This is a genomic window from Alteromonas sp. ABV4_515, from assembly GCF_056160345.1.
In genome coordinates this window covers 409,868-425,563 of sequence record NZ_JBSWWZ010000002.1, presented here as the reverse complement: position 1 = coordinate 425,563, position 15,696 = coordinate 409,868, and the positions used below count along the sequence as shown (strand labels likewise).

Below are 15,696 nucleotides of genomic sequence, written 5' to 3'. Positions count from 1 at the left end.
ATTTATTCTCCGCCGTTTGCCTCCAATGTACCCTCTGCACATTTATTAAACAACTGTTCAATTGCTTTCGGGTCAGACGGACGATGGAAAAAATAGCCCTGAAATTCGTCACAACCATTCGTTTGTAGGAAATCAAACTGCGCCTGGTTCTCTACTCCTTCAGCGATGGTAGTGAATCCAAGTGTTTCCGCAAGGCCGATAATAGTTGCACATATTTTTGAATCTTCCGGTGACGAGGCGCACTCGTCCACAAAGGAGCGGTCAATTTTAAGAATATCCACCGGCAGTGCTTTTAGGTAATTCAGCGAAGAATAGCCGGTACCGAAATCGTCGATGGCGATTTTAATACGCATCCCCCGAAGGGCATTAAGGACTTCTGAGCAGCGCTCTAAATCACTCAGGAATACCCCTTCTGTGACTTCAATTTCAAGCTGTTTGCCACTGATCCCGTGTACATTCATCGCACTCTTTATAAACGTAAGCAGCTCCCCGGATAGCAGATGTTTGCCGGAAATATTCACCGCAACCCGGGGAGCAGCAAAGCCATCAGCATGCCATTCGGCAATCTGAGTAAATACCATTTCAATAATTTTCTTTTCAAGCGGAATAATTAGCCCTGCTTCTTCAGCCAGTGGAATAAACTGAGCCGGACTCACCTGCTCACTGGTTTTAGTTTTCCATCTCACCAGCGACTCAATGCCTACAATTTCCATGGTGTGATTTACTTTCGGCTGGTAAACCATGTAGAACTCGTCGTCACGGATGAGTGCCTGACGCATGGCCTGCTCATAGTTAAAGTCCTGAGAGGCCTTGTTCGCCATCTCAGAACGAAATGCCTTATAATTATCACGACCATCCTGCTTGGCGTAATACATGGCAATATCCGCCTGCTGGATGAGACTTTCCGGTGTCACATTAGACTCGTCGCACAGGGTAAATCCAACACTGGTAGGGATCTTAAGCTCCTGCCCTGCCAGGGTGACGGGTTCTCTCATGCTAATAAGAATTTTTTCTGCCAGCGCCTCTACAGCCGACTGATTAAGTCCCCCGGTAATATAAAGCACAAATTCATCGCCGCCCCAGCGAGCGATGACGTCGTCATCCCGTGTCACTGAGCGCAGGCGTCTTGCGACCTCAATGAGTAACTCATCGCCAGCTTTATGACCCAGCGTATCGTTAACCTTTTTAAACCGATCAAGATCGAGGAAAAATACACACACCGAGGGCTGAATCGCTGACATCTGCTTCAGGGCCTTTTCCAGACATTCCAGAAAATAGGTGCGATTGAATAAACCCGTGAGGGGATCGCTGTAGGCTAGCTGTCTGAGCTTGTCCTGTACTTTACGCTGACGGGTCACATCACGGATATGAAGGGTAAACTCCTGCTTCCAGGGTTCTGTTGCTCCCGCGCCGGTGACCGTTATTTCCGCGGGAAAAGTATCTCCGCTACTGCGGCAAAGCAGAAGTGTATTCCGGCGATTGATCAGCAGGCCCACGGAGGCGGTAAACTTGTGCTCAAGACTGGTATAAATCGCCTGACGGTGCTTTGCGGGCACCATCAGCTCAACAAAATTCTGACCGATGACCTGAGCCCGCAAACTGGCAAAGGTGCGTTCTGCGGCAGGATTAAACTCACAGATGGTTCCGTTCCGATCGAGAGTAATAATACTGTCCATGGAAGAGTCGAGGATGGCCGTTTTACGCTGCTCACTGGAGCGGTAGTCTTCGAGCGCCTGCTGACGCTGATCGATTTCCGTTTGTACCCGTCCGATAACCCGGTTGTATTCCTGGGCAATCTGACCGACTTCGGTGAAGGGTTCTACCGGCATCCGGCGGTTAAAGTTGCCCTGACGGGACTGGGTTTTCATTACCCTCAGCAAATCGATAATTTCAGTAGAAGCCTGGTGCTCAGAAATGTTCATGCCCAACAGCTCGTCACGGGCCGACACCCTTAATGGAATGACCCTTTTCAGCGCCAGCAGGATACCCAGGGACGAAACAAAACTGAAAAATCCAATGACGGTGATGCCCAGCAGCTGCACACCGAGGAAACCTGCCAGCGATAATCCTTCCGGCAACACAGCAACGCAAAAAGGAACCGCAAGGGTGCCAAAAATACCGGCTCCCAGGTGGACCGGCACCACACAGAGCACATCATCAATTTTATATCTTTCCAGCAGCTCGACACCCAATACCATTATCAAGGCGCCACCAATGCCGATGAGCATAGTCGCTAGCGGCGAGGCGACGTCAGCCGATGCGGTGATGGCAACCAGACCCGCGATCACGCCGTTTAACATATACGAGACATCCACGTAGCCGAACAGCATTCTGCAAACCAGTGTGGCAATCAGACCTCCCCAGGCCCCGGCCAGGCAGGTATTAAAAATTATCGCGGGCACATATTCATCCAACGCCAGCGCACTACCGCCGTTAAAACCGAACCAGCCTAACCAGATGAGTAAGGTACCGAGAACCGAAAAGGGCATGTTGCTGGCTGAGGGTTGCCGACGCCCTTTTGTGAAGCGTCCTAATCGCGGACCGATAACGATGATTGCCGCCAGTGCTACCCAGCCACCAACGCTGTGAACAACGGTAGAGCCGGCGAAGTCAACAAACCCCAGACTTTCAAGCCAGCCCTGATTTTCAGCATTAAATAATGATGCCCAGGCCCAGTGACCAACAAGCGGATAAATCAAACAGCAGAGAATGACTGAAATGGCAATGTAGCCACTGAATGACATGCGTTCAGCCACCGCACCAGACATCAGCGTAGCGGCAGTACCACAAAACATGAGTTGAAACAGGAAGAAACTGTATTGCCAGGCGGTGTGCTGTGCACCAAAAAAGAACTCGCTCGCACCAACAATGCCGTCAGCAGAATCACCAAACATGACACCAAACCCGAAAGCCCAGAATGCAACGGCGGCAATAATGAAATCAGAAAGGTTCTTAGCAGCAACATTGATATTGTTTTTACTACGAATTTTCCCGGATTCGAGGCATAAGAAACCTGCCTGCATGAGAAAAACAAGAAATGCTGAAGCCAGCAACCACGCGGATTCTGCCAAAGATTGTCCCTGATTTTAAATTTTGTTTAGGATGATGCAATTAACATGCACTAAATTGATTATTAACAGAATTCTTCTGTTTTCCTACAGGCATAAAAAAACGAGGCCGAAGCCTCGTTTTTATTAACCGTTTAAAGCGCTTATTTCTTTTTCGCTTTCGGGTTAGGCAGGTCAGTGATGCTGCCTTCGAAAATTTCACACGCCAGACCGATTGACTCGTTCAGCGTTGGGTGAGCGTGAATAGTCAGACCGACATCTTCTGCATCAGCGCCCATTTCGATAGCCAGGCCGATTTCGCCCAGCATCTCACCGGCATTGGTACCCACCATTGCGCCACCGATAACACGTGCTGTGTCTTTATCGAAGATCATCTTGGTCATACCGTTGGTTGCGTCAGACGCGATTGCACGACCAGACGCTGCCCATGGGAACGTCGCAGTTTCGTAGTTGATACCCTGCTCTTTCGCTTCTTTTTCAGTCAGACCAACCCAGGCAACCTCTGGCTCAGTGTAGGCAACTGAAGGAATGCAACGCGGGTCGAAGTAGTGCTGTTTACCGGCAATAACTTCTGCTGCCACGTGGCCTTCGTGAACGGCTTTGTGCGCCAGCATAGGCTGACCAACCAGGTCACCGATAGCGAAGATATGGTCAACGTTAGTCTTCATCTGCTTGTCTACATTGATGAAACCACGGTCATCAACATTAACGCCAGCAACGTCTGCGCCTACCAGTTTTCCGTTAGGACGACGACCAACAGCAACCAGTACTTTGTCGTAGCGTACGGCTTCTGCAGGGGCGTTCTTACCTTCGAAAGTTACATACAAGCCATCATCTTTTGCTTCAACCGCGGTCACTTTGGTTTCCAGCATGATGTTGAACTTGTCTTTATAGTCTTTCATGAAGACTTTCATAATGTCTTTGTCAGCAGCAGGGATCAGCTGGTCAAGGAACTCAACCACGTCAATTTTCGCACCCAGCGCTTCGTAAACAGTACCCATTTCCAGACCGATGATACCACCGCCCAGTACCAGCATTTTTTCCGGAATATCTTTCATTTCCAGCGCGCCGGTTGAATCGATTACGCGGTCATCTTCAGGGATGAAAGGCAGAGATACTGGCTCTGAACCCGCAGCGATGATCGCTTTTTCGAAAGTAATGGTGGTTTTACCGTCGTTACCTTCTACTTCCAGGGTGTTTGCACCGGTAAATTTACCGTAGCCCTGAACATGCTTAACTTTACGCATTTTAGACATGCCAGCCAGACCTTTAGTCAGTTGGCCAACAACGCCGTCTTTATAAGAGCGGATTTTGTCCAGATCGATTTCAGGCTCGCCAAACGTCACACCGTGAGATGACAGGTGTTTAGCTTCCTTGATCACTTTAGCAACATGCAGCAGGGCTTTTGAAGGGATACAGCCTACGTTCAAACATACCCCACCCAACGTTTCACGGGCGTCTACGATAACGGTTTCAATACCTAAATCAGCAGCGCGGAAAGCGGCGGAATAACCACCAGGTCCTGCGCCCAATACTACTAACTGCGTTTTTATTTCGCTCATTGTGACCTCAAATCTGTCCAAATATTTGATAACTATGTGTTACGGATTGTAACTAGGGCTGTTAATGCCTGTAAAGCCGATACGGCTTTATGATCATAAAAATCACGAAGGGGAGGTATTTATTCCCTCCCCTTCACTTTTTTCTACAGCAGCATCTGGCGCATATCTTCCAGAACTGCTTTTAAGTGTACAGCAAAGCGTGCTGCCACCGCGCCGTCAATAACACGATGGTCGTATGACAGTGATAACGGCACCATCAAACGCGGTTCAAACTCTTTACCATTCCACTTAGGTTTAATGTCGCTCTTCGACACACCCAGGATAGCAACATCCGGCGCATTTACGATTGGCGTAAATGCCGTACCACCGATACCGCCAAGGCTTGAGATGGTGAAACAGCTACCTTGCATATCTGCAGCTTTCAGTTTGCCATCACGCGCCTTCACACTGATTTCCATCAACTCTTTGGAAATCTCCATGATGCCTTTCTTATCAACATCACGGACAACCGGCACGACCAGGCCTCCCGGAGTATCTACCGCTATACCGATATGGTAGTACTTCTTCTGAATTAAAGACTCACCGTCGGCAGAAAGTGAAGTATTGAATACCGGATACGCTTTCAGCGCATCGGCAACCGCCTTCATCATGAATACCAGAGGCGTGATTTTAACGCCCAGCTTACGCTTCTCGGCAATCTTGTTCTGGTCTTTACGGAAGTTTTCCAGATCAGTGATATCTGCTTCTTCAAACTGCGTTACATGTGGGATGGTTACCCAGTTGCGGTGCAGGTTAGGACCAGAAATCTTCTGAATACGGGTTAACGGCTTCTCTTCAATTTCACCAAACTTGGAGAAATCAACTTTAGGCTGTGCAATAACCTGCAAACCACCACCGCCGTTGCCGGAAGATACTGAACCAGCAGTAGCTTTCGGACGTGACAGCTCGTGTTTCACATAAGACTGTACGTCTTCTTTTACAATACGCCCTTTACGGCCGCTCGCGTCAACCTGAGTGAGGTCAACACCAAATTCACGGGCCAGACGACGTACAGACGGAGACGCATGCACTTTACCAGACTTAGGCTTATTGCCTGCAGACGGGTGATGCGGAACCGGTGGTGCTTTCTGCTGTGGCGCCTGTGCAGCCGGAGCTGGAGCAGATGCCGCTGGCTTGCTTTCAGCTTTTGGAGCAGCAGGTTTCGCCGCACCTTTTACTTTCAGCATAATAACAGGTGTGCCCTGAGACGCTTTGTCACCCTGCTTGATAAGCAGTTTGGTAACGGTACCGGCTTTAGGCGCTGGTACGTCCATGGTCGCTTTATCAGTTTCCAGCGTGATCAGGCCGTCTTCCGCTTCCACGGTGTCGCCTTCAGCAACCAGAATTTCGATAACGTCTACGTCAGTATCGCCACCGATATCAGGAACCTGAACTTCAATTTCTTCTTCTGCAGCTTCTTCAGCAGGCGCTTCTTCTGCTGCCGGGGCAGATTCTGCAGCTGGCGCAGGCGTTTCAGCAGGCGCTGATTCCTGTGCAGGAGCAGCGGCTTCGCCACCGCCTACTTCCAGCGTAAGAACCAGAGAGCCTTCCGAAACCTTGTCGCCCTCTTTTACTTTCAGGCTAACCACTTTACCTGCCTGCGGCGAAGGTACGTCCATGGTTGCTTTGTCAGTTTCCAGGGTGATCAGGCCATCTTCCGCTTCAACAGAATCGCCTTCAGCGACCAGAATTTCAATAACGTCTACGTCAGCAGCGTCACCGATATCCGGTACAGTAACTTCGATTACCGAAGTACCACCCGACGCTGCAGGTGCAGCGGCAGGTTGCGGAGCTTCTTCCTTCGGCGCTTCCGCTTTTGGTGCTTCAGCTTTTGGTGCTTCAGCAGGCTTTTCTTCAGCTGCAGGCGCACTGTCAGCAGCACCCGCCGCTTCTAGTTTCGCCAGCAAATCGCCTTCGGAGATCTTATCGCCAACTTTAACACTCAGCTCAGATACCTTACCGGCAAACGGTGCAGGGATATCCATGCTGGCTTTGTCGCTTTCTACTGTAACCAGTGCGTCTTCCGCTTCTACGGAATCACCCACTGCTACGCAAATTTCGATTACTTCTACCGAATCTTCACCCAGATCCGGTACCAGTACGTCTTTAATATCTGCCATGTTCGTTAGTCTCCCTTAGCTTATGCGTAAAGTGGGTTAACTTTCTCAGCATCAATACCCAGATCAGTCATCGCTTTAGACAGCGTCTTGGCATCAACAGAGCCCGCTTTGTACAGTTCGTACAGCGCTGCGTAAGTTACATATGCAGCGTCAACTTCGAAGTGACGACGCAGGTTCGCGCGGCTGTCAGAACGGCCGAAACCATCTGTACCAAGAACGCGGTAAGCACCTGGTACAAAGTCACGTACCTGTTCGCCGTAGTTCTTGATGTAGTCAGTTGCGGTGATAGTCGGGCCATCATTACCTTCACTGAGTACTTCAGTGATGTAAGGCACTTTAGCTGTGGCTTCAGGGTGCAGCATGTTGTGACGGTCACAGTTCTGACCATCGCGAGCCAGTTCGTTGAACGAAGTAACGCTGTATACTTCGGCTTCTACGCCGTAGTCAGACGCCAGTTTCTCAGCGGCTTCACGTACCTGCTCAAGGATAGTACCCGAGCTCAGCAGTTTTACTTTCTTATCGCTGCTGCCCACAGTATCCAGCTTGTAGATACCTTTAACGATACCTTCTTCAACACCTTTCGGCATTTCAGGCTGCTTGTAGTTTTCGTTCATTACTGTCAGGTAGTAGAACACGTCTTCCTGCTCTTCCAGCATGCGACGCAGACCGTCCTGAACGATAACTGCTACTTCGTAGCCGTAAGTCGGATCGTAGCTCACACAGTTCGGGATCAATGCCGCCTGGGTGTGGGAGTGACCATCTTGGTGCTGCAGACCTTCGCCGTTCAGCGTTGTACGACCAGCAGTTCCACCAACAAGGAAACCACGGGTACGTGAGTCACCTGCTGCCCACGCCATATCGCCAACACGCTGGAAACCGAACATGGAGTAATAGATATAGAAAGGTACCATTGGCAGGTCGTTAGTGCTGTAAGAAGTACCTGCTGCTAACCACGATGCCATTGCACCCAGTTCGTTGATACCTTCCTGCAGTACCTGACCTTTCTGGTCTTCACGGTAATAAGCAACCTGATCAGAATCCTGTGGTTCGTATTTCTGACCTTGTGAAGAGTAAATACCCACCTGACGGAACAGACCTTCCATACCGAAAGTACGGGCTTCATCTGGAATGATAGGTACGATGCGCTTACCGATTTGCTTGTCTTTAAGCAGTGCAGTCAGTACACGTACGAACGCCATTGTGGTAGAGATTTCACGGTCGCCAGAACCTTTAGTGATCGCGTCGAACGCTTTCATTGCTGGCGCTGGTAAATCTTCAGACGCTTTAGCACGACGTACCGGCATGTAACCATGCAGGGCTTCTCGACGGGCGCGCAGATATTTCATCTCTTCGCTGTCTTCGTCGAACTTGTAGTACGGCAGATCAGCTAATGCTTCGTCAGATACAGGGATGTTGAAACGATCGCGATACTGCTTAACCGCGTCTTTATCCATTTTCTTAACCTGATGGGCAATGTTCTTACCTTCACCAGATGCACCCATACCGTAACCTTTAACGGTTTTAGCCAGGATTACCTGTGGGCGACCTTTAGTTTTAGTGGCACGGTCGTAAGCTGCGTAAACTTTAACCGGATCGTGACCACCACGGTTCAAACGCCAGATGTCTTCATCTGACATATTAGAAACCATTTCTTTCAGCTCTGGATATTTACCGAAGAACTTCTCACGGGTGTACGCGCCGCCTTTAGCTTTACAGTTCTGGTATTCACCATCGATGGTCTCGTTCATCAGATCAAGCAGTTTGCCTGATGTGTCGCGAGCCAGCAGAGGATCCCAGTAGCGACCCCAGATAACCTTGATAACTTCCCAGCCAGCGCCACGGAAGGTACCTTCCAGTTCCTGGATAATTTTGCCGTTACCACGTACAGGGCCATCAAGACGCTGCAGGTTACAGTTGATAACGAAAGTCAGGTTGTCTAGGCCTTCGCGAGCTGCAAGACCGATAGCACCTAAGCTTTCCGGCTCATCACACTCACCGTCACCCATGTAGCACCATACGCGCTGTTCAGAACAGTCTTTAATACCGCGATCAGTCAGGTACTTGAGGAAGCGGGCCAAATAAATCGCCTGCATTGGACCTAAGCCCATAGAAACAGTCGGGAACTGCCAGAAGTCAGGCATTAATTTAGGGTGTGGGTAAGAAGACAGACCTTTGCCGTCTACTTCCTGACGGAAACCATCTAGTTGTTCTTCGGTGAGACGACCTTCAATGTATGCACGGCTGTAGATACCTGGTGAAACGTGACCCTGGTAAAGTACGAAGTCACCGCCGTCTTTTTCGTTTGGTGCACGGTAGAAGTGGTTGAAGCCCACATCATACAGCATGGCAGAAGACGCGAAGCTTGAAATGTGACCGCCCAGCTCTAAGTCTTTCTTAGAACCACGCAGAACCATCATCAGGGCATTCCAACGCAGGGCGTTACGGATTTTGCCTTCAATAGTCTGGTCACCAGGCATGGTTGGTTCTTGCCCCGGTGGAATCGTGTTGATGTAAGCCGTGGTTGCGTCGTACGGCAAGTGGGCACCATTTCTGCGTGCTTTCTCAATCAGTGATTCTAATAAAAAGTGCGCTCTTTCAACGCCTTCTTCTTCTAATACTGACTCTAACGACTCCAGCCATTCTTGTGTTTCTTGTGGATCCACATCTTGGTGCATCATTTCAGTCATGGTGCCATCCTATTGTTGCTGATAGTAAAAATCATCCCGCATGGCGAATCCATGGAGGATGAAAGACTAAACTAGGTTGTACTTTGAGCAGGCCTAAGCGGCTCACCCTTTTTCTTTTCTTACCTACTGCTAACCGGCAAGGTATTTTTACTTTAAGGCCAGGCCTTATATCTCCAGACGTCGCAACGCTCGCTGAACGCGACTGTCGCGTTGATTGATGTCGAGGAGAGTTTTTTCAATTAGCGCCAGGTGAGCATTACATGCCTGCCGGGCCGCTTCAGGATCTCGCGCAACAATGGCTGCAAGGATAACCTTACGTTGTTGCGCGACTTCCCGGTAGACAGCCTCCTCGCCACTTTCGTGTAGAGCAAGCATGTCAAAGTTTCGTTCGATATTGTCAACCAACATGTCTTTCATGGTGCTCATAACGTGCAATAACACCATGTTGTGTGAAGCGCGGGCCATAATCATGTAGAACGCGGTTACCGCTTCGGCCATGTCACGTTTGCTTCCGCCCGGTTTCAGCGCAGGTAAGTTATCCAGCGCTTCCTGAAGGGCTTTATAGTCTTCAGGCTGGCCCCGTAACGCTGCGTAGTAAGCAGCCATACCTTCCAGCGCGTGACGAAACTCCAACAAATCAAATTGGGTTTCAGGACGACGGCTGATAAGGGCCATAAGCGGGTCGGTAATGGCGGCATTAAGATTGCGGCTTACGAAAGTGCCACCACCTTGTTTGCGTTCAACCAGACCACGGGCTTGAAGGTTACCGATTGCTTCACGAAGTGAGGGGCGGGATACATCAAACTGGATAGCCAGTTCACGTTCTGGCGGTAGCTGTTGCCCAGCCAACAGACTGCCATCAAGAATCATCGATTCGAGTTGTTCAGTAATGACATCTGATAATTTTTTCCGGCCGTCACGCATACCGTTGCGGTTCCTCGCTTACGAAATTAGACGGCCAATATGTAAACAAAGTTACATGCCACCGCCACATTGGTAATACCATTTTACCTATCTAGTTTAGGATAGATCGAAATGTAGGTAAATAGTCACTCATCGAAAGTAACTTACATTTAACCTTTTGATTGAGCTAACAATTGAAATTGTTGAAATTTTTTTACAGCCCAATCTGGTCTGACGAGTGAAATAAAGATGATTTTATGAACGGAACAGGTTGATTTAACAACCATTTTTGTGCAGGTGCAGCATAAATAAAAACGGCGTTTTCATCATGAAAACACCGCGCTTTATACTGTAATAGTGGTAATCCGATTAGCAGGCTTCAATGGTCTACCACTGCATGGTTATGCTAACCAACCGCCTAAAGTGAGGAGTGAAGTAACAACCAGTAAAAAGATGATATTACGCTTTGCTAACCGCACGCCAGCCTGAACATGAGTGAGCGCCGCGGCTTTTGAGTAGCCTAAGCTTCCCTCATCATCTATCACTTCTGCTTCACGGGCCACAGACCAGAGCACATCAGCGCTGTCGTTTGCGGTATTTGTGATCGACTCAAGCCATGCCCCTGCCGCTTTAGAGAAATGACCCACAATTAAATAACCCAGTGTGGTTGCACGGGCAGGTAGCCATTCCAGAGCAAATAACAGGCGATGCGTCACTCGTGCAGCAGCATGTTGATGCTCGCGGTAATATTGATGGGCTTCTCTCACACACATATAGAATAGTGCACCCGGCGCGCCAAAGAAGATAAAGAACAATATTACTGCACCGAAATAGCGGAAATTCGCAAGCAGTAACAAACGCTGCATGCGGGTACCGTCGTCAGGGGTCGATTTTTTATCGCGTTTGCCAAGTAGTCCGAGATGTAGTTGCCTTTCATACAGATCGCACGCTTCGGCATCTTCACGATGAGCTGCCTGGATCCAGGATTTATAAATATCTCGGAAACGGGTACAACTGATCGCAATGAACAGCACGATTGTTTGCTCTATAAAGGTAAGAAAACCACCTAAAACGTAAGTTTCTAACAGTGCCAGTACAAGTGCAGGCACGAATAAGTACAACCAAATACGGCGAGAAGCCTCATCCTGTTGTGCTGAAATGTTAAATTTACGCAGACCAGCACGAACCCAAACAGCAGACTGCCAGTACTTCGTTCGGGTTACCATTCTGTCCAGCGCTAACGCGAGTAATAAACTAATCAGAATCACTTCATTATTCCCTTATTAAGGATGCTCATTTTTTATTGCCAAAAGACAGCGCCTGTCTGTATCGGCTCCAGTCAAAAAATTCACCTGGGTCTGTCTTTCTGCCAAAGGCAATATCACTATGGCCAATGATACGGCCTGCGGTAATTAACGGAAAGCTATCTATTATCTTTTGTGTGACACGGATCAGGCTTTGATACTGTGCATCGGTAAACGGTTCAGTATCACACCCTTCCATTTCTATACCTATGGCATAATCATTACATCTGCTACGCCCCTGGAACACAGAAAGACCAGCATGCCATGCCCTTTTTGTCAGCGGCACGAATTGTTCAACCTCACCGGTGCGATAGATCACGCAGTGGGCAGACACCTTTATACCCGCTAAGTCGTGATAACTGGGATGTGCGTTACAATCAATGGTGCCCATGAACAACCTTTTTATATCCCCGGTGCCATACTGGCCTGCCGGTAACGATATATTGTGGATCACCAGTAACGACACCTGCTCGTTGTCAGGTCGTTCGTCATAAAAAGGTGAAGGTGTAAACTGGCAATCTGCAATTAAGTCCATATAAAAAGGGTTCGATACTTATTTATAAGCAAGTTTGACACCTGCGGCAGTGTTACTCAAGAGAGCGAACCACCACTGCAGAAACAAAAAGAGGCAGAAATGAGTAGTAATCAGAGTACAGGGAAATGGATGTATGCGCTGGCTTGGGTCTGTGGGCTGGGTTTATTGACGTTTGTATTTTCGGACTTGCTCGACAGACAAGAAAATCCCAATCGTGAGCCGGAATCCGTGCGACTAGATAACCAAACAGAAGTCCGGTTAAAACAAAATCGAGCTGGCCACTATGTGACCAATGGCTTTATTAATGGCGAAGAAGTCACCTTTTTAGTCGATACCGGGGCTACCGATGTTGCCATTCCGGCTTACCTGCAAGAAAAGCTGGGATTAACCGCCACGGGATCTGGCATGGCACAAACGGCAAATGGTGTGGTTCGTGTGGCCCGTACAAGTATAGATACGTTACGCATTGGCGACATTGTGCTGCATGATGTGCGTGCGAACCTTAATCCCGGTATGAATGATAACCAGATCCTCCTTGGAATGAGTGTTTTGAGGCAGCTTGAGTTTACTCAGCGCGGAGAATGGTTAATATTGCGTACACTTTAATATAAGCAGAGTTTCAGTATGACGACACCGACTTTGGACGACATAAGACAGCAGGTCACGCAGGCCCTGGCAGAAGACTTAGGCGGCAGCGCCGACGCCAGTCAAGACATTACCGCAAACCTGATTAGCGCCGATACCCAGGCCACCGCTACGATTATTACCCGCGAAGACTGCATTGTATGTGGTATGGAATGGGTGAAAGCGGCTTTTTCTCTCATCGATGAAAGTATTGAAGTCAACATTCTTATCGATGACGGCCAACAAGCCAAAGCCGATGATGTGCTGGTTTCGCTGGCAGGCCCTGCGCGCGGTATCCTCACTGCAGAGCGAACTGCACTGAACTTTTTGCAAACCCTGTCTGCTACGGCGACGGTATCACATCATTATGCGTCGATACTTGCCCCTTACCCAACCAAGATTTTGGACACCCGTAAAACCTTACCCGGCCTGAGACTCGCACAAAAGTATGCAGTGGCCTGTGGCGGGGGTAAAAACCACCGAATCGGATTGTTTGATGCCTTTCTGATTAAAGAAAACCATATCTTCGCCTGCGGCTCTATTGAAAAAGCGGTGGCAACGGCGAAACAAAATCATCCAGACAAGCCTGTGGAAGTTGAAGTAGAGAACCTGCAGGAATTAAAAGAAGCACTCGAAGCCGGTGCCGACATTATTATGCTGGATAATTTCAGTAATGATCAGATCCGAAGCGCAGTCGACATTACGAAAGGGCAAAGTAAACTCGAAGTTTCTGGCAATATCACGGATGAAAGATTGCAATCTTTAGGAAAATTAGGTGTTGACTTTATATCTTCTGGGGCTTTAACCAAAAACGTAATGGCTGTGGATTTGTCGTTACGAGTGGCAATGAAAGATTAAAAACTGCTTTAATATCAGATAAGTGGGTACTTTAACTTTCTCCCCTAAAGGTATCCACGCTCATCCCCTTACCGCCGTACTTCCTATCCATATGTATATTTCTGAATACTTGTCAGTTGGCTTGCTCCGCCTATACTGAGCATCAAGTACCGGGGACGTTCAATAAACGACTCAGGTATAAATCGTAACTTTGAATGACCCAATTTAATTTCGCGCATTATACGCAAACCCGGAGAGATACCATGACTAAATTTAACGCAAAAAACCAAAAAGGCTTTACCTTAATCGAACTGATGATCGTTGTTGCTATCATCGGTATCCTGGCTGCAGTAGCTCTGCCAGCCTATCAGACATACACTTCTAAAGCGAAGTTCTCTGAAGTTATTCTGGCGACCTCTGGTCACAAAACAGCTATCGAAGTCTGCGCACAAGCAACTGGCGCGATTTCAAACTGTGCACCTTCAACTAACGGTGTTCCAGCTGACCTGGGCGCAAGCGGCCACTTAACAAGCCTGGTATGGGCTGAAGGTACACCTTCACTGACTGCAACTGCAGCATCAGCAAATGGTCTGAACGGTGAGACTTACGTACTGACTCCAACACTGGCAAACGGCAAGATCACTTGGACAGTTAACGCTGCTAGTACTTGTATCGCTGCATCACTCTGTTAATCGACTGATTTTCTAAAAGGCCCGAGCTCTGCTTGGGCTTTTTCATTGGAAGGGGATTGTAATGGCAAAAGTCGCAACTACCTTTGTCTGGCAGGGTAAGGATAGACAAGGCAGTAACCGCAAAGGTGAAATCTCGGCTCTCACTTTGTCTGAAGCCAAAAGTTTGTTGAGACGACAGGGCATATCAGCGCATAAAGTCAGTAAACAGAGCAAACCGCTGTTTGGTGGCGAGAAAAAAGTCAATGCGGCAGACATCTCTGTGGTTACCCGTCAGATTGCTACCATGTTAGGTGCTGGCGTAACCCTTATTCAGTCTTTAGATATGATTGCCCAAGGCCACGATAAGTCGTCCATGCGCAAGTTACTGTCTGAAATTGCTACCGAAGTAAAATCCGGTAATCCCCTTTCCAGTGCATTAAGAAAACACCCGCTCTATTTTGATGATCTTTATTGCGATCTGGTGAAAACCGGTGAACAGTCTGGTGCACTTGAAACCATTTTTGATCGCATTGCGGTTTATAAAGAAAAAGCCGAAGCACTCAAATCCAAAATTAAAAAAGCCATGTTCTACCCCATTGCGGTAGTAGTCGTGGCGTTTATCGTTACTACCATCCTACTGGTTTTTGTTGTTCCACAGTTCGAAGAAATATTCAGTAGCTTTGGTGCCGAACTACCAGCCTTTACCCAATTTGTGCTTGGCATTTCTAAATTTGTACAAAATTACGGCATATTTATCGGTGCTGGTATCGCCGCTGCTATCTTTCTTTTCATTCGTGCACACAGGAAATCTCAGGCACTTAGAGATAAAGTGGATGCTGCCGTCCTAAAAGCCCCTGTGGTTGGCGACATTCTGAAAAAGGCCTCGGTTGCCCGTTTTGCCCGTACATTATCGACCACCTTTTCAGCCGGTGTTCCGTTAATCGGCGCACTGGATTCCGCCGCAGGTGCGTCAGGTAACGCTATCTACCGCGATGCGATTTTATTCATTAAGAAAGAAGTCGCCGGTGGTTTGCAAATGAATACCGCCATGCGCGCAACGAACGTATTCCCTGACATGGTGACACAAATGGTCGCCATTGGTGAGGAGTCCGGTGCCGTTGATGAAATGCTGGCAAAAATTGCGTCTATTTATGAAGCTGAAGTTGATGACATGGTTGACGGACTCACCAGTCTACTTGAACCGATCATCATGGCCGTTCTTGGCGTGGTAATTGGTGGTTTGATCATCGCCATGTATCTGCCAATCTTCCAGATGGGTAGCGTGGTTTAACCGAGGCAGTGTATCGCCCCGTTAAAATATTCATTGTGGCAAGACGGCTTTTCAG

General features: G+C 48.5%; 11 protein-coding genes. 4 read left to right on the top strand and 7 right to left on the bottom strand.

Annotated features, from left to right (window positions below):
• Positions 1 to 2: 2 nt before the first annotated feature.
• The 7 genes from amt to ampD all read right to left on the bottom strand — a co-directional run bounded on the left by amt (position 3) and on the right by ampD (position 12,218).
• On the bottom strand, positions 3 to 3,071 hold the full coding sequence (amt, locus tag ACXAGX_RS06155; protein WP_474837235.1) for an ammonium transporter: 3,069 nt from the start codon (positions 3,069 to 3,071) through the stop codon (positions 3 to 5).
• A 140-nt stretch (positions 3,072 to 3,211) separates the two neighbouring features.
• Positions 3,212 to 4,630 (bottom strand): dihydrolipoyl dehydrogenase, encoded by a 1,419-nt coding sequence (lpdA, locus tag ACXAGX_RS06150; RefSeq protein WP_474821346.1) that lies wholly within the window; start codon positions 4,628 to 4,630, stop codon positions 3,212 to 3,214.
• Positions 4,631 to 4,773: 143 nt separating this feature from the next.
• Positions 4,774 to 6,789 carry a pyruvate dehydrogenase complex dihydrolipoyllysine-residue acetyltransferase gene (aceF, locus tag ACXAGX_RS06145; protein WP_474837232.1) on the bottom strand — a complete coding sequence of 672 codons (2,016 nt, stop codon included), beginning with the start codon at positions 6,787 to 6,789 and terminating at the stop codon, positions 4,774 to 4,776.
• A 20-nt stretch (positions 6,790 to 6,809) separates the two neighbouring features.
• A complete protein-coding gene (gene aceE, locus ACXAGX_RS06140) occupies positions 6,810 to 9,476 on the bottom strand; it encodes a pyruvate dehydrogenase (acetyl-transferring), homodimeric type (protein ID WP_474837230.1) in 2,667 nt (888 codons plus the stop codon).
• A gap of 165 nt (positions 9,477 to 9,641) precedes the next feature.
• The gene (locus tag ACXAGX_RS06135; protein WP_474821338.1) at positions 9,642 to 10,400 is read right to left on the bottom strand and encodes a GntR family transcriptional regulator; all 759 of its coding nucleotides are present in this window, start codon (positions 10,398 to 10,400) and stop codon (positions 9,642 to 9,644) included.
• A 380-nt stretch (positions 10,401 to 10,780) separates the two neighbouring features.
• Positions 10,781 to 11,647, bottom strand: a complete 867-nt coding sequence (gene ampE / locus ACXAGX_RS06130) for a regulatory signaling modulator protein AmpE (protein WP_474837228.1) — start codon at positions 11,645 to 11,647, stop codon at positions 10,781 to 10,783.
• Between the two features lie 25 nt (positions 11,648 to 11,672).
• On the bottom strand, positions 11,673 to 12,218 hold the full coding sequence (gene ampD / locus ACXAGX_RS06125; protein ID WP_474821331.1) for a 1,6-anhydro-N-acetylmuramyl-L-alanine amidase AmpD: 546 nt from the start codon (positions 12,216 to 12,218) through the stop codon (positions 11,673 to 11,675).
• A 99-nt stretch (positions 12,219 to 12,317) separates the two neighbouring features.
• Here ampD and ACXAGX_RS06120 point away from each other — a divergent pair, with 99 nt between their 5' ends.
• The 4 genes from ACXAGX_RS06120 to ACXAGX_RS06105 all read left to right on the top strand — a co-directional run bounded on the left by ACXAGX_RS06120 (position 12,318) and on the right by ACXAGX_RS06105 (position 15,641).
• Complete coding sequence (locus tag ACXAGX_RS06120; RefSeq protein ID WP_474837226.1) at positions 12,318 to 12,824, top strand: retropepsin-like aspartic protease family protein; 507 nt, start codon at positions 12,318 to 12,320, stop codon at positions 12,822 to 12,824.
• A gap of 18 nt (positions 12,825 to 12,842) precedes the next feature.
• Positions 12,843 to 13,700 carry a carboxylating nicotinate-nucleotide diphosphorylase gene (gene nadC, locus ACXAGX_RS06115; RefSeq protein ID WP_474821324.1) on the top strand — a complete coding sequence of 286 codons (858 nt, stop codon included), beginning with the start codon at positions 12,843 to 12,845 and terminating at the stop codon, positions 13,698 to 13,700.
• A 242-nt stretch (positions 13,701 to 13,942) separates the two neighbouring features.
• Positions 13,943 to 14,371 carry a pilin gene (locus ACXAGX_RS06110; protein WP_474837224.1) on the top strand — a complete coding sequence of 143 codons (429 nt, stop codon included), beginning with the start codon at positions 13,943 to 13,945 and terminating at the stop codon, positions 14,369 to 14,371.
• A gap of 61 nt (positions 14,372 to 14,432) precedes the next feature.
• Positions 14,433 to 15,641, top strand: coding sequence for a type II secretion system F family protein (locus ACXAGX_RS06105; protein ID WP_474837222.1), 1,209 nt, complete (start codon positions 14,433 to 14,435; stop codon positions 15,639 to 15,641).
• Positions 15,642 to 15,696 lie beyond the last annotated feature (55 nt).